This window comes from Exiguobacterium aestuarii, from assembly GCF_020171655.1.
Lineage (GTDB): Bacteria > Bacillota > Bacilli > Exiguobacteriales > Exiguobacteriaceae > Exiguobacterium > Exiguobacterium aestuarii_A.
In genome coordinates, this window is record NZ_JAIVAC010000001.1 from 1687861 (window position 1) to 1707876 (window position 20016).

Sequence of the window (20016 nt, forward strand, 5' to 3'; positions counted from 1 at the left end):
TATGAATTGAATAATTAAAGTAATTATACATTTTTCAGGTAAAATCTCTCTAACCATTCCGTCGATTCTTCAATATCGTAACCATTAGATTTGATTTGATCGGAGGTATCAGTTCTTTCTTTAGTTTCATTAAACTCTAGAATTGAGTTAACCCAATATTTTGTTTTATTTATCTTTTCTTTTTTTATTAAGTTGGTTACTAAAACCTCGTTTGGAAGTTTATCAGAGACAATGCATGGTAATCCTGCCGCTTGCGCTTCCACCGCTACAATACCTAAACCTTCGTATAAAGATGGAAAAGCGAAGACATCCATAGCTTGTAATAGTTCTGGAATATCAGATCTTACTCCTGTGAAAATCACTTGATTGGTTAAACCTACATTTTTAACCTTTTCTTCAATCGATTTTCGTAAAGGCCCATCACCAACTAGCATTAAAATTGAATTACCGTTCTTCTCATGTATAGATTTAAATACATCAATCAAAAAATCATGATTTTTTTGTTTGTGAAATCTTCCAACATGTCCAATAACAAATTTGTTTTCAACTTGAAATTCTTTTCTTATCCGTTCTCTACTCTGATAATTAAATATAAAGTCTTGTGTAGCAATTGAGTTGTTGATTATGTGAAAATTCTTCTTTCTCATAGAGTTAAATCCATATAACCACTGCCCTGCTGAATTGGAACAAGCAAAAAGATGATCTGCAATATATCTAATAGGGTATTGCAATACATTTTTTGCAAAAGCAGAAAAACCTGTTCCAGAAGATGTATTATGACTATGAGCTATTGTTACTAACTTGTAGCGCTTTGCTATACTTAAGTATACTGATGCTGTACTTCTCACATGACCGTGTATTATTCTATATTCCGGATGATCTTCAAAAAAAAGTTTCCATGCTTGAGAATATTGAAAATGATTTTTTCCATTATATAAAGGAACTTTATAAATTTTCCCTCCCAACCTTTGTATTTCATCATCAAAGTCACATTCTAATTCCGTATGTACTACGAAGTCAAACTGAACTTTCGATCGGTCAATATTTCGATATATGTTCATAATCATGGTTTCTGCACCTCCTCTGTTCATTTGTGCAAAAACTTGCAAAACTCTTATAGGTAAATCCATTATAAATTCTCCTTATACCAATCAATGGCCTCTTTAATTCCCCGTTCGAAACTCCACTCTGGTTTATAATTAATCATTTCTTTTGCATAACTAATGTCAGCATTACTGTGTTTAATATCGCCTTCACGATTTGGACCGAAAATGGGTTGAATATCCTTTTCTAGAGCTTTAGACAATTCATTAAATATATCAATTAAGAACTCTCTACCTCCAAATGCAATATTATAAGCACTCCCCGCCGCTTCACTAGGTGCTAGACACGCTTTTAAGTTAGCTTGGATTACATTTTCGATATATGTGAAATCTCTACTCTGTTTCCCATCACCATTAATCGTTGGAACCTCATTGCTTAATAGTTCCTTTAGAAATTTAGGTATTACAGCAGCATAAGCTCCTTCTGGATTTTGTCTCCTCCCAAACACATTGAAGTATCTCAAACCATACGTATCTAGTCCATACAAAGTATTGTAAAGTCTAGCATATTCTTCATTAGTTTTTTTAGTAAGAGCGTAAGGCGAAAGAATATTTCCTTCACGTCCTTCAATTTTTGGTAAGTTCGGTTCATCTCCGTACACTGATGAACTTGAAGCATAAACAAATTTTTTTACATTGTTTTGTTTTGCTGCTTCTAACATATTTAAAGTTCCCATAACATTAATTTCTTCGTACAACAAAGGCATTTCTATACTTCTAGGAACACTTCCCCATGCAGCTTGATGAAGGACAAAGTCTACTCCTTTGCATGCTTCAAGACATGTTTCTAAATCTCTAATATCACCTTCAATAAACTCATAGTTCTCATGATTTAAAAACATTTCAACATGTTTTCTATTTCCCGTAGATAGGTTATCAAGACATCTCACACGGTAGCCCTTATTCAAAATTGCTTCACAAAGGTTAGAGCCGATAAAACCTGCTCCACCAGTGACTAAAAAAAATGAATTTTCTTCAAAAATAACGTTTTCGTATCCCATAAATAATCCCCTTACAGTCTCCAGTATTTGTATTGACCAGTTTCATAATCTTTTCGATTTAGAACGCCTTTAATATCGAGAAGAACTTTCTTTTCATTCATCGAATTGAACCAATTCGAAATTTCTTCATGTGATAAGTCCATAAATTCTTTATGCGCCACTGCTAAAATGACTGCATCCATATCTTTCACATCTTCCATTGAATCGAAAATGATGCCATATTCATGATGGGCTTCTTCAGCATCTGCTACTGGATCTGCAATCACAGGAGTAATCCCATACTCTTTTAATTCTTCTACAATGTCGATAACACGTGTATTTCGTGTATCTGGGCAATCTTCTTTGAATGTAAATCCTAAAATTGCAACTTTTGCTTCTGCAACAGGTACATTAGCTTTAATCAAGTTTTTAATTAGATTCTCAACAACGTACTTACCCATGTCATCGTTAATACGACGACCAGATAAAATGATTTGAGAACGATATCCCAATTGCTCAGCTTTGTAAGTGAGATAATACGGATCTACACCGATACAATGTCCACCTACGAGACCAGGAGAGAAGTTTAAGAAATTCCACTTCGTACCCGCTGCCTTTAGAACTGCTTTTGTATCAATATCCATCTTATTAAAAATAATCGATAATTCATTCATAAATGCGATATTGATGTCACGTTGAGAGTTTTCAATTACTTTTGCCGCTTCAGCAACTTTAATCGATTCTGCTTTATATACGCCTGCGTCTACAACTAATTCATAGACTTTCGCAATAATATCTAATGATTCTTCATCCATACCTGATACTACTTTAATGATTGTTTCTAAACGGTGAACTGTATCACCTGGATTGATTCGTTCAGGTGAGTAACCTACCTTAAAATCAACACCACATTTTAATCCTGATTCTTCTTCAAGAATAGGTACGCAAATATCTTCAGTAACGCCCGGGTAAACAGTTGATTCATAAACTACAATTGATCCTTTAGTCAAATTTTTTCCAAGTGTTCGACTAGCCCCTTGAATAGGACGAAGATCAGGAGTGTGATCTGCATTAACCGGAGTAGGCACTGCGACAATGTGAAACTTTGCTTTTTGTAAATCTTCTTCATTAGAAGTGAATTCAACGGTAGTTTGCTTGATTGCATCATTACCAACTTCTTTGGTCGGATCAATTCCACTCTTATACAACTCTACTTTTTCACTACTAATATCGAAACCAATTACGTTGATTTTCTTTGCAAATGCTACTGCAATTGGCATCCCTACATATCCTAATCCGATAAGAGAAATGTTAGCCTGTCTTGTCACAATTTCTTGATATAAGTTTTCATTTAATACTTGGGTATTCATTTTACAACCTCCGTGATTTTATTGAGATATGAATTAACGATAATACTTCGATCAAACTCTTCTTCTACTTTCGTTCTAGATTCATATCCCATTTTTACCTTTTCAGGATATGAGGTAGAAAGGAACTTTTCGATTTTTTCAACGATACTTTTTGCTGATTTCGCCTCAAACAGAAAGCCATTCTTTCCATCATCAACTATTTCTTTACATCCTGCGATATTTGACGCTAGTAATGGCCTTCCTGAAGCAGCAGCTTCTAACAAAGCATTCGACATTCCTTCATGATAAGACGGTAAAATAACTGCATGGGCCTTTTCAATCAAAGTTGGAACATCATCTCTTGGTCCGAGCAACTTAATATTCGTATACTTGGCTAGATTAGAAGCATCAATTTCCCCATCAAGAAACCCTGCTAACTTGAAATGGACCGGGATTCCTTTGTTATACAAAATTTTTGCCGCATCAAAGAGTTCATTAACTCCTTTTTCTTTCATCACTCTTCCAACGTATAAAATTTCATATGTATTTGATTCGATAGGATATGGAGTTAACCTATATTCAGTTAAATTAACACCAGATCCAGGCAGTACATCATACTTAATGTTAAATCCGTTACCTAAAAAGAAATCTCTATTTTGTTCATTTTGAAAAAATACATGAGCTGATTTCTGAAAGGCTATTTTATATAAAAAGAGTATCAATTTACTGATCACTTTATTCGAATTTGCAGCTGACCCTAAACCCGTAACATTAGGGATAAATGGGGTATTAGTAAGTCGAGATACAATGCCCCCATAAATATTTGGTTTGATTGTATATGATAAGACAATGTTAGGTTTCAGTCGACGGACGATTTTATAATATCTATACATCAATTGAATATCTTTTTTGAGGTTCATTCCCCTTCTATCTAATGGCAGGTCTACATAGTCACATCCCATATCTTTTAGTAACTCAATTTTGTCTCCATAAGGTGCAACTACGGTTACGTTATAACCATCATCAAGAAGTGATTGAATGACCTCTTTTCTAAAGTTGTATGTATATGCATGATGGTTCGATAGTAATAGTATCTTTTTCACCGTATTCTTCCTCGCTTTGTCTATCAGTTATAATTTTTTAATAGTTACTTTATTTTTGAGTAATTGACAATTTAATCGATTCTTTAAAAGTAACTTTATTGTAATTTTCATTAACTGATGACATTTGTTGATCAACTAATAAATCTCCAAAGATTTTATCAATAATGTTGATTCTTTTTTTTACTTTTCGAGGTAACACAATCGGTAATATGATTGTTTTTTTACCCGCTATTTTTCTAGAATTTAATAAAATTTCAGAGGTACAAACATATTCCGAGTTTTGGGGTATAAATATTCCTCTAGACTTATTCTTTAAAAGAATAAACAAAAAGTTTGAAAGGTTATCGATAAAAATCATACTTCTTTTATTTGAAACAAAAGGCACAATAAATGAAAATCTCGAAATCTCCATTATTTTTGAAAAGTTACCTGGACTATGAGGGCCATATACTAAAGGAGGTCTTATAATTGATACGATAAAGTTTTCATCTTGAAGCTTAAGAATATTATTCTCAGCTTCCAATTTTGATATCCCATAGTGATTATTCGGTTTAGGAACCGTTTTTTTATTTATAACATCACTATTGCGATTACCATAAACACTTAACGTACTAACAAAAATGAAGTGTTTTACTCCATCCTGTTTGGCTTTTGTTGCAAATGCAGTCGTTAAATCTCGATTAACTTCATAATATAAAGATGGCTCCGCTTTGGGAGAGTGTACAATCGCCGCCAAATGAATTACCGAATCATATTTACTCAAATCTAAACTCTTCCAAGAGTTATCACGCAAACTCAAAGATTCAAGTTTAATATCTGGAACAGAGTTATCTCCTATCCAGCGCTTAAATGATCTCCCAATAAAACTATTTGCACCAACAAGCAAGACACTCTTCATTTTTCTTCTTCCTTTGTCGAAGCAATTTCTTTACTCATCGTTCCTGTTCCACCTTCAACCACTCCGTGACTTTTCAGCACACTAAAGATTGTTCCGATAAAGCATCGAACATCCATCCAAAACGTCATTTTATTAATGTACTCTCCGTCGAGTTGAGCTTTATATTCAATTGGTAGTTCATCTCGCCCATTGATTTGCGCCCAACCTGTCAATCCTGGTAATACATCGTTCGCTTGATATTTTTCTCGTTCATCAATCAAATCATATTGATTCCATAATGCTGGACGTGGTCCAATGATTGCCATCTCACCTTTTAGAATATTAATAATTTGTGGCAATTCGTCGAGACTCGTTTTGCGTAAAAACTTACCGATTTTCGTGATATATTGATCAGGATCAGCCAAGAGATGCGTTGGTGTATCTTTCGGTGTATCAATTCTCATTGTACGAAACTTTAAAATGTTGAAGTGCGATTGATGAATCCCAACACGTTTTTGCTTAAAGAAGACTGGTCCTTTTGATTCGAGTTTGATTGCAATCATAATTCCGATAAATAAAGGCGATAAGACAATCAAACCAGTCAATGCCAGAATGAAATCAATTTTTCGTTTCTGCTCGATATATGTCATTGTTCACTCTCCATAAGTTAAACCGTTTCTTTATAGTTAGCTGTTTTTTCTTGCTCATATCGGTCGAGACAATCATTCGCCCAGTTCACAAGGTATAGACTAAGCGCCTCGTCCGTCATCAATTGATTCATATTTTCAAGTTTGCCCTCTAAATCTAGCTCTTCGGTAACAATTCCTGTAAAGATTTTCGGATAGACTGCTTCTGGATGAACTTCGCCTTCTTTTAACAATTCCTCATACATCTTCTCTCCAGGACGAATACCACTGAATTGAATCGCAATCTGTTCTTCCGTGAAGCCACTCAGTTGAATCATATTACGTGCCAAGTCGACAATTTTCACTGGTTCTCCCATATCCAAGACGAACACTTCCCCACCATTGGCGAGTGTTCCCGCTTGAATAACGAGTCGACTTGCCTCTGGGATGGTCATGAAATAACGTGTCATGTCTGGATGTGTCACCGTAACGGGACCACCTTTAGCAATCTGTGACTTGAATAACGGGATGACCGACCCACGGCTCCCTAGTACGTTACCGAAACGGACAATCGCATACTTCGTTTCACTGGATTTCGCTAGGTACTGGACGACCATTTCGGCAATCCGTTTCGTCGAACCCATCACGTTTGTCGGGTTGACAGCTTTATCCGTAGAAATCATCACAAAGCGCGAGGCACCATATTCATCGGCCATCTCCGCCACATTCTTCGTTCCATAGATATTGTTTTTCACCGCTTCATGCGGGTTTGCTTCCATTAAAGGAACATGTTTATGTGCTGCTGCGTGGAAAACAAGATGTGGTGTATAGGTCATAAATACTTCTCGTAATCGGTCCGCGTCTTGAATATCCGCAATAATCGGAATCAATTCAGCTTGAATCTTCGCTTCGCGTAGTTCACGTTCAATGAGATAAATGCTATTCTCCCCGTGACCAAGCAATAACAAGCGGTCTGGGTTAAACTTTAAAATTTGACGACAGATTTCAGATCCAATCGATCCGCCAGCACCTGTCACCAAAATCGTCTTTCCTTCAACCTCTGCTTGAATACCTGTAATATCTAATTCGACCGGTTCACGACCGAGGAGGTCTTCAATAGATACTTCGCGCATTTGATTGACCGAGATTTTACCGGCGGCCACTTCTTCAATCATCGGAAGCGTGTGCACATTCATGCAGACTTTTTTCGCACGTTGAATCAGTGCTACTCGTTCTTGATAATTCATCGATGGGATTGCGAACACAATTTTATCGATGGCTTCACGCTCGACAACTTCTTCCAATTGTTCGAGCGTCCCAAGTACTTTCACGTCATTTACTGTTAATGTTTGAAGATGCTTATTGTCATCTATAAATCCAATGGGATTCATCCGATGATTATTGGAATGCTTCATCTGACGCACAAGCATCCGACCAGCTTGTCCAGCTCCGATGATGAGCGTTCGCTTTTCATCTTTTCTTCGCTTCATCCTGCGTCCACGTAAAATAGACATCTGATCTTGTTTCCATGTCACATAAATACGTGAACCGAGACGAATCCCACCTAACATGAGTAATGAAAGGCAAAAGCTTAAGAACAGCATACGCTCCATCGCCTCACCATATACGGCGAATTGGAAGATGTACAAAAAGAGTGTGCTTGAAGCAAGCGTCATCGCTAGACGAACTGCCTCCGTCATACTGGCGAAACGCCAAGCCACTCGATACAAACGACTGATGCCTGCCATGATGATAAAGATGGCACTATATGAAATAGCCGTCTCAATAAAATGATTACGATCGATATTTTGAATGAATTCTAAAGGATATAAGAAAAAGTAAGAGACAAACATCGCTGATAGAATAGCAATGATATCTAAACTAACGAGTACACCTGTACGTAACGATTTTCGACCTAAATCGGGTATCGACAACTGGTATCCCTCCTTTTATATAGTACTTTCTACTGTTTTTTGTTCTTCAAGCAATTGGATCATCATTTTCAGTACGTCTTCACGCAAGTCTGAACGGTTTAAAGCAAATTCAAGTGTCGTCTGAATGAATCCTAGTTTTTCACCGACGTCATACCGTTTGCCCTCAAATTCATAAGCGAATACACGTTGCATCTCATTCAACCGAGTGATGGCATCCGTTAGCTGAATCTCGCCACCTGTGCCTGCTTCTTGCGTCTCTAAATAATTAAAGATTTGAGGCGTGAATAGATAACGTCCGAGAATCGCCAAATTTGATGGTTCCGTTCCCGAAGCTGGTTTCTCCACAAACGAGGCGACTTTATGTAAACCGCTCTGTAATGATTCTTGCGGATCCACAATACCATAACGATGTGTCACATCACTTGATACCGGTTGAACGCCAATGATTGAACTCTCGGTTTTTTCGTATTGTTCAATCAGCTGACGTGTACAAGGTACATTAGCTTGGACGATATCGTCTCCAAGCATGACCACGAACGGCTCTTCCCCAACAAACGCTTTCGCCTGAAGCACGGCATGACCGAGTCCCATCGGCTTCGATTGACGAATGAAATGGATATTGATATTCGTCGTCTCTTCTACGAGTGCTAAAAATTCTGATTTTCCTTTTTCTATGAGTGTTTGCTCGAGTTCTGGAACAGAATCAAAATGATCCTCAATCGCCCGCTTCCCTTTGCCCGTGACGATTAAAATATCTTCAATCCCCGAAGCGACTGCTTCTTCAATAATGTATTGGATGGTCGGCTTATCGACGATAGGTAACATCTCTTTTGGCATCGCCTTTGTCGCCGGTAAGAAACGTGTACCAAGACCCGCTGCCGGGATGACTGCCTTTTTCACTTGTTTATGTACCATGATGCCCCTCCCATGAATGGATCTGTATGATTTAGATAATTATAGAAAAAAGGATGCTTTTAACATCCTTACTAAAATATATTCTAAGGTTAACACTTTTGACCTAATGAAAAAACCAAGGTAAGGGAATTAAAACCTATTTCCGTTCGACAAGTGTCGACAAAAATCACAAAAGTCATTAATTGTCAACGAAATATGTAAAAATAGGGGGTTTACTTCTTCCATTTCCCTCGCCAGTTTTTTGTCGGTAAAATCGGTGGATCAACGAAGACAAATTCGTCTTTCACAATGGCCGCTGCATTTTCTTTTAACGTTTCCCAACGTTCCACTCCTAGTTCTTCCGCAACCGCTTGCTCAGCTGCTTCCCAGTAGAACGTACGACGTCCCGTACTATGGGCATCTGAGGCGACGAGTTGGCTCAAACCATTGCGTAAGAAGACGAATGCAATCTCCTTCACGTTTTGACCGAACTCTCCTGTCAAGCTGCTCGTCGTCACTTGTGACAATGCGCCTGATGAGACGAAATCCACCAAACGTTTCGGATTGGTCGCGAGTTCTTTATTCCGCTCGGGGTGAGCGATGACCGGCGTGTACCCTTCCGTCTGTAGTCGGAAGAACAGCTGCTCGGCATATGCCGGTACTGTGTCACTCGGAAACTCGACGAGGACGTAGCGTGACCCAGCGAGCGAGAGCGCCTCCCCGTCTTCTAGCGCCTGAACGAGATCGCCGAACACACGAATCTCTTGACCTGGGTAAATGTCGAGAGTGATTCCTTCTTGATGTAATACGTTTTTAAGCGTTGCCGCGGCTTCCTGCACGTTCAAGTCTTCCGTTTCAAATTGAGGGTGAAACGCGTGGGGGGTGACCACGATTGCGGTCACCCCTTCTTCTACAGCGCGTCTCGCCATCTCGATTGTTTGTTCGACCGTTCCCGGACCGTCATCGACGGCCGGAAGAAGATGACAATGGATATCAATCATGGCGTGATTCTCCTTTTATTCGTACGCGTAGTAATAGTAGTAATCATCGCTGCCTTGTGGCTCGCGTTTGTTGAGGACGACTCCGAGGATATGGGCATCCGCAAGGACCAATTGTTCTTTCGCTTTGACGACCATCTGACGTTCTGACTTGTCACAACCAACGACGAGGACGACGCCGTCCACTTTACGTGCCAAGAGGCGCGTGTCTGCGACTTGCATCATCGGTGGTGCGTCCAAGATGATAACGTCATAATGTTCTTTCAACTCTTCAAGCGTGCGGTCCATCATTTTCGACGAGAGTAACTCGGACGGGTTCGGTGGGATTGGTCCCGCTGCCATCAACTCCAAGTTTTCGACTTGTGTGGAGTGAATCGCTTTATCGAGTGTCGTCTTCTTAGCTAACACCGTCGAGAGTCCAATCCCGTTTGAGAGACGAAACGTGAAGTGCGCCGTTGGACGGCGCATATCACAGTCCATCAATAAGACGCGCTTGCCTTGTTGGGCGTAAACGACGGCCAAGTTCGAGGCTGTCGTTGACTTCCCTTCGCCTGACGAAGAGGATGTGATAACGACCGTCTGCAGCTCGTCATCGACCGCGGTGAACTCGAGATTCGTCCGGATAGTCCGATATTGCTCTGAAATCGGTGACTTCGGTTTATGGACCGTGATCAAGTCGCGACCTGTCTTATCATATTGAATATGCTTTGACTTTTTCTTTCCAAACTTAAACACGGACCTCTTCCCCTTTCACCTTCGCCTGACGTTGTTGTTGCATCTCGACACGATCGATGATCGGGATGGACCCGAGTACAGGAAGCTCGAGAATCGACTCGACATCATGTTCTGTCTTGATGCGACGATCGAGGACAACCTTAAGGAACGCAATGGCGACGCCAATCATCATCCCAAGAGCGGCTGCAATTGCAGTATTAAGTAGAATATTTGGTTTAACCGGAAACATCGGTACGTTCGCGTCCGACAACACTTTGACGTTATCGATACTCATGAGTTCAGGCACTTCTTTCGAGAAGACGCGGCTGATCTCATTGGCGATATCCGTTGCGATGACGGGGCTTGTATGTTGGACCGCGATATTGATGACCTGAGAGCTCTGTTCGCTGTTCACTGAAATTAAGCCACTAATATTGCTTGGCGCCCCAACAACATTTTGTTGCACTTGTTCAAGGATTGCCGGACTTTGAATGATGACACGATATGTGTTGACGAGTGTGACCGACGATTGGAGTTGACTGCTGTCAATCATATTGTTCTGAGATTCTTTTGGTGCGACGAGCACTTGCGTCGACGCCTCATACGTCGGGCTGATCACAAATGAGCTCACTAAAAAGGCAATGAGTGCTGCGAGGATGGTTAAACTTGCGATGAGCCACTTGCTCCGCTTCAAGATGGAGAACAATTCTCCAAGGGAAATCGCTTCTTCGTTCATATTCTGTCCTTCTCTCCTTTGTTCCAATAAATTCACTGCTGGAAAATTCCCGCAGATAATATTTAAAATGACAATACCAGAACAGTATAGCAAAATTTTCATCGGTTGATGACCCGTTTTTAAAAAAATGGGTTTTTTGACATGTAAATCTGCTAAACTTTGAAAGGAAGAACTTAACAAAGGAGGAGACCCCTAGTGCATGTAAGTGAGCGCCTACTCCAGCTGTACGCCACACTCGACCGACAAACTCGAGACGTCGTCCAGCAACGTATTGAGACAAATTTAGCAGACGGCAAATCGCTTGCCGCCTCTTATCATGAACTAACCGGAGAGACGAATGATTCCCTCTCCGTCGAAGAAAAATCAGCTACGGATTTTTCGAATTGGTTGAAGGAAGGAAAAACGGAGTTAGTCTTTTTGACCTATTACGTCGCTTTGTTAGAAAAGAGAGAGAAGCTTCAATCTGAGGGAGTCATTCCACAGACTGTGGAATCGATTGTTCCTAAGCCGATCACTCAGCCTTCTCCTCAGGAAACGATGAAATCAGAAATCGAGACACCTGCTAATCCGACACCGACCAAACCGCGTTATGTTCCAGTTCCAGATTCCGCCATTCCGTCACGGACAGAACGTCTCAAGTCTTATCGAGAAATCAAACCGGCTCGTCCTCGCCGAAAGAAAAGTCATGACTGGTTGCTTGGCCTGATTGCTATCATTCTTTTATCCGTAGGCAGTTATGCCGCTTATCCGACGGTAAAGGATCTCTTACAACCGCCTCCTGCGTCGACCAAAGCGACTGAAGCAGTAGCACCAGAACCCGAACCAGTCGCCGAGACGAAAGCACTGGAAGAGGTATGGATCGGTGTCAAACATGCCCCACTGCTCAGTGAGCCGAACAGCGAAGACGTCGTGTATGTCGCCGACATCGGGGACCGCTATGACGTTTTAGAAGAACGGGACGATGCGCTCTTACTCGACCTTGGTGTCAATGATTTGACAGGTTGGGTGTCACGCGAGGAAGTGGTCACGGAATGGTCAGGACTCTCAATCAGTGATCCCGATTTATTGAAGTGGCTAACGGTCGGTGTTGACCAAGTATATTTATACGAACCAGCAGAAGCTTACCTAGAGATGACGAGAGATCAGCTCGTCGAGGTCGTCGGGGAACCGTATGGCTTGGACTCAGATGACTTGAACGAATATTTGATTTATAATGGTATCTTCTTCACCATCCAAAACGGACGGGTCGAAGCGATTGACTGGCCAAGTACGATTCAAACGAAAGAAATGTTCCTCAAACTTGGAGAACCGACGTACGAGATTGAGGACGGCGTCGTCTATGAGAGCCAAAACTATTCGCTTCGCCTCTTTGTGAAAGAAAATGAGTCGACACGTGTACGTGTGACCAAACTAGACAATTAAAGGAGTTTTTGACGTATGACCCAAACGATTCTCGTGACGGGTGGTGCCGGCTATATCGGTACCCATACCGTCCTGCAATTGCTTGAAGCTGGACATGACGTGATTGTTCTTGACAATCTTTCAAACAGTAGTCGTGAGGCACTGAACCGGGTCGAGGCGATGGCAGGAAGAGAGACTACTTTCTATCTCGGTGACATCCTCGACCGTGCGCTGCTCGAACAGATTTTCTTGACGCATACAATCGATGCCGTCATTCATTTTGCCGGCCTAAAAGCTGTCGGTGAATCAGTGTCACAGCCACTTCGCTACTACGAGAACAACGTCGTCGGCACGACTGTCCTGTTAGAAGTCATGCAAGCGTTCGATGTGAAGCGCATCGTTTTCAGTTCATCGGCAACCGTGTACGGGATGCCGGAACGCACACCAATCGACGAGTCGTTCCCGCTCAGTGCGACGAACCCATACGGTCGCTCGAAGCTGATGATCGAGGAGATCTTACGTGACGTAGCGGTCGCCGACTCAGAATGGAGCATCGCCCTCCTTCGTTACTTCAACCCAATCGGGGCCCATTCGTCTGGTCAAATCGGGGAAGACCCGTTCGACGTTCCGAACAACCTAATGCCATATATCACCCAAGTTGCGATCGGTAAGTTGAACGAACTGAGCGTCTTTGGTGACGACTATGACACGCCGGACGGAACGGGTGTGCGTGACTATATCCACGTCGTCGACCTCGCCGAAGGTCATTTGCAGGCACTCGACTATGTGATGGACCAAACGGGTGTCGAGGCGTTTAACCTCGGCACAGGAACTGGTTATAGTGTTCTCGACCTCGTCCGAGCGTTTGAACAAGAGAGTGGAAAGTCCGTTCCTTATCGAGTGACGGAACGCCGCCCTGGTGACATCGCCACGTGTTTCGCGGACCCGACGAAGTCGAAACAGATGCTCGGGTTTGAAGCAAAGCATGACATTCGTGACATGTGCCGCGATGCCTGGAACTGGCAGTCGAACAACCCGAACGGATATAACTAAAAAATCAGCTGGCGTCAGAACGATTGTTCTTCCGTCAGCTGATTTTTTTGATTGGTCTTTTCTTTTCGTGCCATCAATCCAAAGTCGATGACCATGATGAACAAAGCAACAGCAATGAACTTCCATATATCGACCATCATGAATTTATCCCACACATATCCAACTGCGGTGAAACCGAGGAAAGCTGCATAAAAACTAATTCGCCACCACGTCCGATAAACGTTTGCACGCTCTCGGTCCAACAGATAAAAGGTGAGGTATGCACCTAAAGCTAAACATAAAATCGCAATCATCCAGTATGAAAATGATTGCATCGTCAACCGAAATATCATGAAAAAGAAAGATGAATCCATTGGAAATCCACTCCTTTGATGACTGACTCGTGATGTATATAAAATTCCTACTCTTCCATTTTCCACCTATCCATCATATGAGTCAATACACCTATGAACGAAAATGCAATTATGATTCTAAAGACCTATCCTTGTAACCATACATATCCGTACGGAGATAATGTGATTTTTCCGATTCGTTCACCCGTGAACAAGTTCGTCCCTTGAACATCCAATTCAATCTCATTCTCACTCACGTTCGTATAGAGGCGCACCGTACGTCCTTCAACCTCACGCTCGACAGCGAACACGTGTGGATTGACGTCTAGAATATGTTGTGCGGCGTATGGTGACAATGCCGATTCTGTCCGCTTCACGTTCAGCTGCCCCATGATTCTTGAAAAACGATTGAGTATTGTCTCGTCTTTCTTCAGCGACTGAACGAGCTCCTCCTCATCTGTTGGACCGCTCACCCCGAAGAGTGTCCGATAGTCGACGGACGGGATCCCTTGAAGCGAAAATAGAATGCTATGTGCTGCGAGGAGCATCGCCTCATGGTTATCCAATAGATTCTTCTCGAACGGATCACGCTCGGCGCTCGACAAGAAGTGGAAGTATGTCTTCCCTTCAGGTGGTGCCGCGATTTTCCGTGCCCATTCCGTTAATCGTGTCGCTTTCCCTTGTGCGAGGGCGAGGGTCACATGACTCGCAAGATCAAAGTGACAGACAGCGTCCACGACATCCAGATATGATCCAGCCTCGTCAAGCGCGTCCTCGGCGAGAATGAGTTGACCGTTCGGCTTATAATGGTGTAACACGATGTGCCAGAGTCTAAGTATGTCCTTTACCTCTTCACGCGTCATCCCACGGAACGATTGCGCATGGACCCGGACCTTCGTCGCCCCATAAGCGAGACGCTCGATGAGTGCGTCCGTCTCGGCAAGCAGGTCGAATTGCTCCGCATTGTAGGCGACCGGGTCAAGTTCATACATCAGTTGGAAGTCGTCGCTCAACTCCCCTAAGTCCTCATACAATCGAATCCGCGGGTCAACGGCCGTGTCCGTCTGACGTCCGATGTACGGGAAGAGTGAGACGAGATGCAAGTCGCTGATCGTACCTGCGATATGCTTGGCGAGGACGTCATGGAGTGCCCCCATGTCAGGCTTCCCTTCTGTTGTGACGAAACTCGCGTCGACGAGTAAGACGTTCGTTTTCTCGCTCGGAGTTTCATGGTCGTGCCAGGCGTGACTCTCCCACTTGTCAAATAGTCGATGCCACGTCTGTTCATTGCCACCCCATTTATTCAAAATCGGTTCGACTTGTTGCCAATCCATACGATTCCCTCCTTCTGTTCTCTCTACCTTTTTTCACTTCTTGCCCATTTCAAAACAAAAAAGCCGTCCAACATTGGACGACTCACTCCATCAAACGCTTCAATTCGGTCTGAATCCCGTCGAGTGACTCTGCGTCAGGATTCCAGTAATAGATGCCGTCCGACTCCAGTCCGCCCCCACCTTCGATGCGAAGTGTGCTTGCGTTGCGGAACGCACCCATGTAGTCGGTCGAGAGTGTCACGAGCTCATTGAACTCGATGTTTGTCTTCGCCCGGTTGCCGACGACGTCGAGCAAATTCGTCACCTTGTCGAGTGAGAAGTCAGAACGCCCCTTCTCGATGATGGCTGCGACGACATCGCGCTGCCGTTCTTGGCGACCGAAGTCCCCGTTCGGGTCATCGTAACGCATCCGTGTGTAGGCGAGCGCCTTCTCTCCATTGAGCGTCACTTCGCCGACCGGGAACGTATAACTGTCCGAAGTAAAGGCAAATTTGTTCATAACGGTAATGCCACCGAGCGCATCGACGACTTCCGTGAACGCCTCCATGTCCGCCTCGACGACGTAATCAATCGGGATATCTAAAAAGTTCTCGACCGTATCCATCGCCATCTCCGCTCCGCCGAACGCATAGGCGTGATTGATCTTATCGCGATACCCACGACCGACGATCTCCGTCTTCGTGTCACGCGGAATGCTGAGCATCGCCCCTTCGTTCGTATCCGGGTTCAGTGTCAGGACGATGATTGAATCGCTTCGTCCCTGTTCCGTTCCTCGTCGGTCGATTCCGAGTAAGAGCACAGACACCGAGCGCTTCTCTTCGATCGTCTCGACTTGCTTTCGTTCTGGACTGATCTGTAAGTTATCGTTCACCTTCGTCACCGTGTCATTGACCTCGTCGACCATCGACCAGACGAATAGGCCACCTGCGACAAGCATGAGTGTCAGTACGCCCGCTGTGATGCCAAGGATCCATTTCCACTTTGATTTCTTCTGATGTTTCGCCATATCGGGCCACCTTCTTCCGTAAATTCAGTTTGTATATCTTTTCCCAGACTCCACATTGGATTATAGCATGTCTCCAAAAAATGCTAATCATTTCTTTCCAGTTATCACGGAAAATGTGTCTTCGTCGGTGTCCGGTGCATATGATACGGCCAGGCGGCATTGATTTCTGCCCCAATGAGCATCGTCGCCGCCGTCAAATAGAGCCAGATTTGAAGTAAGATGACGACGCCGATCGTGCCGTACGTGTCCCCAAGAATCGAGAATCGCTCGACATAAACGCTATAACCCGTCGAGATGAGTTGCCACGAGATAACGGCAAAAATGGCGCCCGGTAGCGTCTCAAAAAAGCGCACGTGTTGCTGCGGGGCAATCATATAAAAGAACGAGAACGCAAAAATCAAGATGATTGTCGAGACCGTATAGCGCGTTAGCGTCGAGAGACGATCGAACTCCTCGACCTGAGGATAGAGCGCATACAACAAGTCGATAAATTCTTGTCCAAACACATGAAAGACGACGAGGATGACGGCTCCGATGCTACCAGCAAGGATTGTCATCAAACCGATCAGACGGCGCCACACATAGCCGCGCGCCTCCGTCTCCCCGTAAGCGAAGACGGTCAACTTGACGAGGCGGGCTGTCCCGTTCGAGGCCGACCAGAAGGCGATGATGGCACTGACCGACACGAGCCCGCTATTCAAGTTGCCACTGACGTCGTAGACGATTGACAATAGCTCTCGCACGCTCGATCCCGGAACGAGCGTCTCGATCTGCTCGATCAACAGCGCCTCATCAATCTTGAACCATGCCATGACAGCGAACAAGACGAAGAACATCGGGAAGATGGCGAGAAACCAAAAGAAGGCGAGCGTGGCGCTATAGTCGTTAATATGATGGTCCTTGAAGCGATGTCTCACATCGATGGCAAGTCGGGTCAGTCGATCGAGCACGGCCGTCACTCCTTTTTCTTTTCATTATGCCACAAAGGAAAGCACCCGATTCATCCGAATCGAGTGCTGCTGTCATTGTTCCATCAATTGTCCGAGGTACGACTTCACTTCGTCGAGTGATGCCTCGTCTGGGTTCCAGTAGTAGATGCCGTCGCCCTCTTTGCCGCCGCTTCCTTCGAGACGAAGAACGCTTTGGTTTTTGAACGCCGTCATGTAGTCGCTCGAGAGCGTCCGAATGTCTTTGAACGTCACGTTCGTCTTGGCATTGTTGCCAAGGACGTCGAGCATATTGTTGAATCGAGAAATCGAGAAGCTGTCTGTCCCTTTGTCGACGAGCGCCGTGATGACGTCGCGTTGACGCTCCTGACGACCGAAGTCACCGTTCGGGTCATCGTAGCGCATCCGTGTATAGGCAAGCGCTTCTGCCCCATCCAGGTTGACCGTTCCCGGTTCGAACGAATACTCACCCGACGTGAAGGCGAACTTGTTCGTCACTTCGACGCCGCCGAATAAGTTGACCGCGTCCTGGAAACCTTTCATGTCGACTTCCGCGACATAATCGATCGGGATGCCGAGGAAGTTCTCGACCGTATCCATCGCCATTTCAGCACCGCCGAATGCGTAGGCGTGGTTGATCTTGTCCATCGTCCCTTTGCCGACGATTTCCGTCTTCGTATCACGCGGGATGCTGAGCATCGCGCTCTCATCCGAATTCGGATTGAGTGTCATGACGATGATCGAGTCACTGCGTCCTTGTTCGTCCGCACGACGGTCAACGCCGAGTAATAACACCGAGACCGGCTTCTTATCTGAAATCGTTTGTTGATTCATCCGATCCGGGCTGAGCCCAGCCGATTCATTCAAACGGTCGACCGTTGTATCGACTTGATTATATAAATAATAGGCCATCCCAGCTCCGATGAGCAGGAACACTCCGATGACAGCACCTGCGATGATGGCGATGCGTTTCGCGGGCGACACTTTACGACGACGTTTTTTGACTCTCTTCTTTGGCTTTTGCTCTTCCATGACATAGCACCTTTCTATCCCCAATTGACCGTAATTGACACAGGTTTTATTTTATCACGCTGAATCGACAGTTTTTTCCGCATTTTTATAAAAGAGGTGAATACTTGTCACTGTTTGTCGATTGCTCACATCGCTACTATCGACAAGGTTTTTTGAAAGTTTAGCAAGTTTTGGTCTATCATAACACACTCTATTTTGAAGGCTTGTTTCGTTTCATACGACGGTACTAAGCCATTTGTCGCGTTTTCAACAAATTCTCTACTTTTTTGTGCTAATAGTGAAAGAATTTTGACAGTTTTTTGATTTTCATAGGTCTATTTCCTTAATTTAAGAAAACAGAATGGTTCGTTCGTCTTATTTTTTGTAAAATATGTATGGATTATAAACATATTTGGAAGAGTAGTGCATTTCATACATAAGGGGATGGATCGATGCAATTCATCGTGACGTGTTTTTTAGAACAAGAACAAACTTGTGAGTTTATCGTATATGGCAGTTCTGAATATGATGCATTTCAAACATTTGAACGAACGCTTCACTCTCTAAATCCGTTGTCTGGACAAATCACATTATCAGACGGCAAATCCATCCCGGTGACACGCATCCTCGCTTATCGCGTCGACCCGATCAAGCCGCTCTTTTGAACCTCAACTGTTTCGGGTAACCCTATTAGGAGAACAAATCTGATGAATGGGGTGGAACGAATGGAAATCGGAATGATTGGGCTCGGGAAGATGGGGCTGAACTTAGCATTGAATTTGACGGACAATGGGCATCGCGTCTTTGGCTATGATCCGGGGAACGTCTCGACGAGTCAGTTCGAAACGAAACAGTCATTGGAAGAAGTCGTCGATGCACTGAAATCGCCACGTGTCGTCTGGGTGATGGTACCGGCAGGAGACGTGACCGAGCATGTGTTGAACGATTTATATGAAGCTCTCTCCCCTGGGGACATCGTCATCGACGGGGGTAACTCGAATTATAAAGAGTCGATGCGGCGCGCCGAGCACTTTAAAGAAAAGCTCATCTACTTTTTTGACGTCGGGACGAGTGGCGGCATGGACGGGGCGCGGAATGGGGCCTGTACGATGATTGGTGGAGATTTGGAGGCGTTCGGGAAAATCGAGCAGCTGTTCCAAGACGTTTCGACTGACAACGGTTATCTGTACGCCGGACCTAGTGGAAGTGGTCATTTCCTGAAGATGGTCCATAACGGGATTGAGTACGGGATGATGCAGGCGATCGCCGAAGGATTTGAAGTGCTCGAGAAGAGCCCGTTCGACTATGAGTATGAGGACGTCGCCCGTGTCTGGAATCATGGCTCTGTCATCCGTTCATGGCTCATGGAGCTGACGGAGAGTGCCTTCTCCAAAGATGCGAAACTCGATGACATCCGTGGCGTTATGCATGCGTCAGGTGAAGGCAAGTGGACGGTCGAGACGGCGCTCGAATACGATGTACCGACACCAGTCATCGCCCTCTCGCTCATGATGCGGCAACGCTCGCTTCAAGACGACACGTTCTCTGGTAAAGTCGTCGCCGCGCTCCGGAATGAGTTCGGGGGACATGCGGTGGAGAAAAAATGATGAAAGACATC

Annotated in this window: 20 protein-coding genes; 4 read left to right on the forward strand and 16 right to left on the reverse strand. The window is 44.0% G+C overall.

Annotated elements, in window-relative coordinates:
• Positions 1-23: 23 nt before the first annotated feature.
• The 11 genes from LCM29_RS08770 to LCM29_RS08820 form a co-directional block, all read right to left on the reverse strand.
• On the reverse strand, positions 24-1130 hold the full coding sequence (locus LCM29_RS08770) for a glycosyltransferase family 1 protein (RefSeq protein WP_224862103.1): 1107 nt from the start codon (positions 1128-1130) through the stop codon (positions 24-26).
• Entirely contained in the window at positions 1130-2104 is a 975-nt protein-coding gene (locus LCM29_RS08775; RefSeq protein ID WP_224862105.1) for an SDR family oxidoreductase, read from the reverse strand. The genes LCM29_RS08770 and LCM29_RS08775 overlap by 1 nt, the downstream gene beginning before the upstream one ends.
• A gap of 11 nt (positions 2105-2115) precedes the next feature.
• On the reverse strand, positions 2116-3453 hold the full coding sequence (locus LCM29_RS08780) for a nucleotide sugar dehydrogenase (protein WP_224862108.1): 1338 nt from the start codon (positions 3451-3453) through the stop codon (positions 2116-2118).
• Positions 3450-4535 carry a glycosyltransferase family 4 protein gene (locus LCM29_RS08785; protein WP_224862110.1) on the reverse strand — a complete coding sequence of 362 codons (1086 nt, stop codon included), beginning with the start codon at positions 4533-4535 and terminating at the stop codon, positions 3450-3452. Before LCM29_RS08785 ends, LCM29_RS08780 begins: the two co-directional genes overlap by 4 nt.
• Positions 4536-4584: 49 nt before the next feature.
• Positions 4585-5433: an NAD-dependent epimerase/dehydratase family protein gene (locus LCM29_RS08790; protein WP_224862112.1), complete on the reverse strand. Its 849-nt coding sequence runs from the start codon at positions 5431-5433 to the stop codon at positions 4585-4587.
• Complete coding sequence (locus LCM29_RS08795) at positions 5430-6062, reverse strand: sugar transferase (RefSeq protein ID WP_224862114.1); 633 nt, start codon at positions 6060-6062, stop codon at positions 5430-5432. The genes LCM29_RS08790 and LCM29_RS08795 overlap by 4 nt, the downstream gene beginning before the upstream one ends.
• A gap of 17 nt (positions 6063-6079) precedes the next feature.
• Positions 6080-7972 (reverse strand): polysaccharide biosynthesis protein, encoded by a 1893-nt coding sequence (locus tag LCM29_RS08800; protein WP_224862116.1) that lies wholly within the window; start codon positions 7970-7972, stop codon positions 6080-6082.
• Positions 7973-7987: 15 nt separating this feature from the next.
• Complete coding sequence (gene galU / locus LCM29_RS08805) at positions 7988-8887, reverse strand: UTP--glucose-1-phosphate uridylyltransferase GalU (RefSeq protein WP_224862118.1); 900 nt, start codon at positions 8885-8887, stop codon at positions 7988-7990.
• 212 nt (positions 8888-9099) lie between these two features.
• On the reverse strand, positions 9100-9867 hold the full coding sequence (locus LCM29_RS08810) for a tyrosine-protein phosphatase (RefSeq protein ID WP_224862120.1): 768 nt from the start codon (positions 9865-9867) through the stop codon (positions 9100-9102).
• A 15-nt stretch (positions 9868-9882) separates the two neighbouring features.
• Complete coding sequence (locus tag LCM29_RS08815; protein ID WP_224862122.1) at positions 9883-10599, reverse strand: CpsD/CapB family tyrosine-protein kinase; 717 nt, start codon at positions 10597-10599, stop codon at positions 9883-9885.
• On the reverse strand, positions 10592-11314 hold the full coding sequence (locus LCM29_RS08820; RefSeq protein ID WP_224862124.1) for a YveK family protein: 723 nt from the start codon (positions 11312-11314) through the stop codon (positions 10592-10594). Before LCM29_RS08820 ends, LCM29_RS08815 begins: the two co-directional genes overlap by 8 nt.
• 195 nt (positions 11315-11509) lie before the next feature.
• Between LCM29_RS08820 and LCM29_RS08825 the strand changes: the two genes are divergently transcribed.
• Both LCM29_RS08825 and galE read left to right on the forward strand, forming a co-directional pair.
• Positions 11510-12736: a hypothetical protein gene (locus LCM29_RS08825; protein ID WP_224862126.1), complete on the forward strand. Its 1227-nt coding sequence runs from the start codon at positions 11510-11512 to the stop codon at positions 12734-12736.
• Between the two features lie 15 nt (positions 12737-12751).
• Positions 12752-13768, forward strand: a complete 1017-nt coding sequence (gene galE, locus LCM29_RS08830; protein ID WP_224862128.1) for a UDP-glucose 4-epimerase GalE — start codon at positions 12752-12754, stop codon at positions 13766-13768.
• 14 nt (positions 13769-13782) lie between these two features.
• On the opposite strand, the gene LCM29_RS08835 is transcribed toward galE, so the two are convergent.
• From LCM29_RS08835 to LCM29_RS08855, 5 genes are all read right to left on the reverse strand, one after another.
• Complete coding sequence (locus tag LCM29_RS08835) at positions 13783-14121, reverse strand: hypothetical protein (protein WP_224862130.1); 339 nt, start codon at positions 14119-14121, stop codon at positions 13783-13785.
• A 125-nt stretch (positions 14122-14246) separates the two neighbouring features.
• The gene (locus LCM29_RS08840) at positions 14247-15434 is read right to left on the reverse strand and encodes a hypothetical protein (RefSeq protein WP_224862132.1); all 1188 of its coding nucleotides are present in this window, start codon (positions 15432-15434) and stop codon (positions 14247-14249) included.
• Positions 15435-15516: 82 nt separating this feature from the next.
• A complete protein-coding gene (locus tag LCM29_RS08845; protein WP_224862134.1) occupies positions 15517-16440 on the reverse strand; it encodes an LCP family protein in 924 nt (307 codons plus the stop codon).
• A gap of 104 nt (positions 16441-16544) precedes the next feature.
• Positions 16545-17390: a YihY/virulence factor BrkB family protein gene (locus LCM29_RS08850; protein WP_224862136.1), complete on the reverse strand. Its 846-nt coding sequence runs from the start codon at positions 17388-17390 to the stop codon at positions 16545-16547.
• Between the two features lie 72 nt (positions 17391-17462).
• Complete coding sequence (locus LCM29_RS08855; protein WP_224862138.1) at positions 17463-18419, reverse strand: LCP family protein; 957 nt, start codon at positions 18417-18419, stop codon at positions 17463-17465.
• A 431-nt stretch (positions 18420-18850) separates the two neighbouring features.
• Between LCM29_RS08855 and LCM29_RS08860 the strand changes: the two genes are divergently transcribed.
• Positions 18851-19063: a hypothetical protein gene (locus tag LCM29_RS08860; protein ID WP_224862140.1), complete on the forward strand. Its 213-nt coding sequence runs from the start codon at positions 18851-18853 to the stop codon at positions 19061-19063.
• 42 nt (positions 19064-19105) lie between these two features.
• Positions 19106-20005 (forward strand): phosphogluconate dehydrogenase (NAD(+)-dependent, decarboxylating), encoded by a 900-nt coding sequence (gene gnd / locus LCM29_RS08865; protein ID WP_224862142.1) that lies wholly within the window; start codon positions 19106-19108, stop codon positions 20003-20005.
• Positions 20006-20016 lie beyond the last annotated feature (11 nt).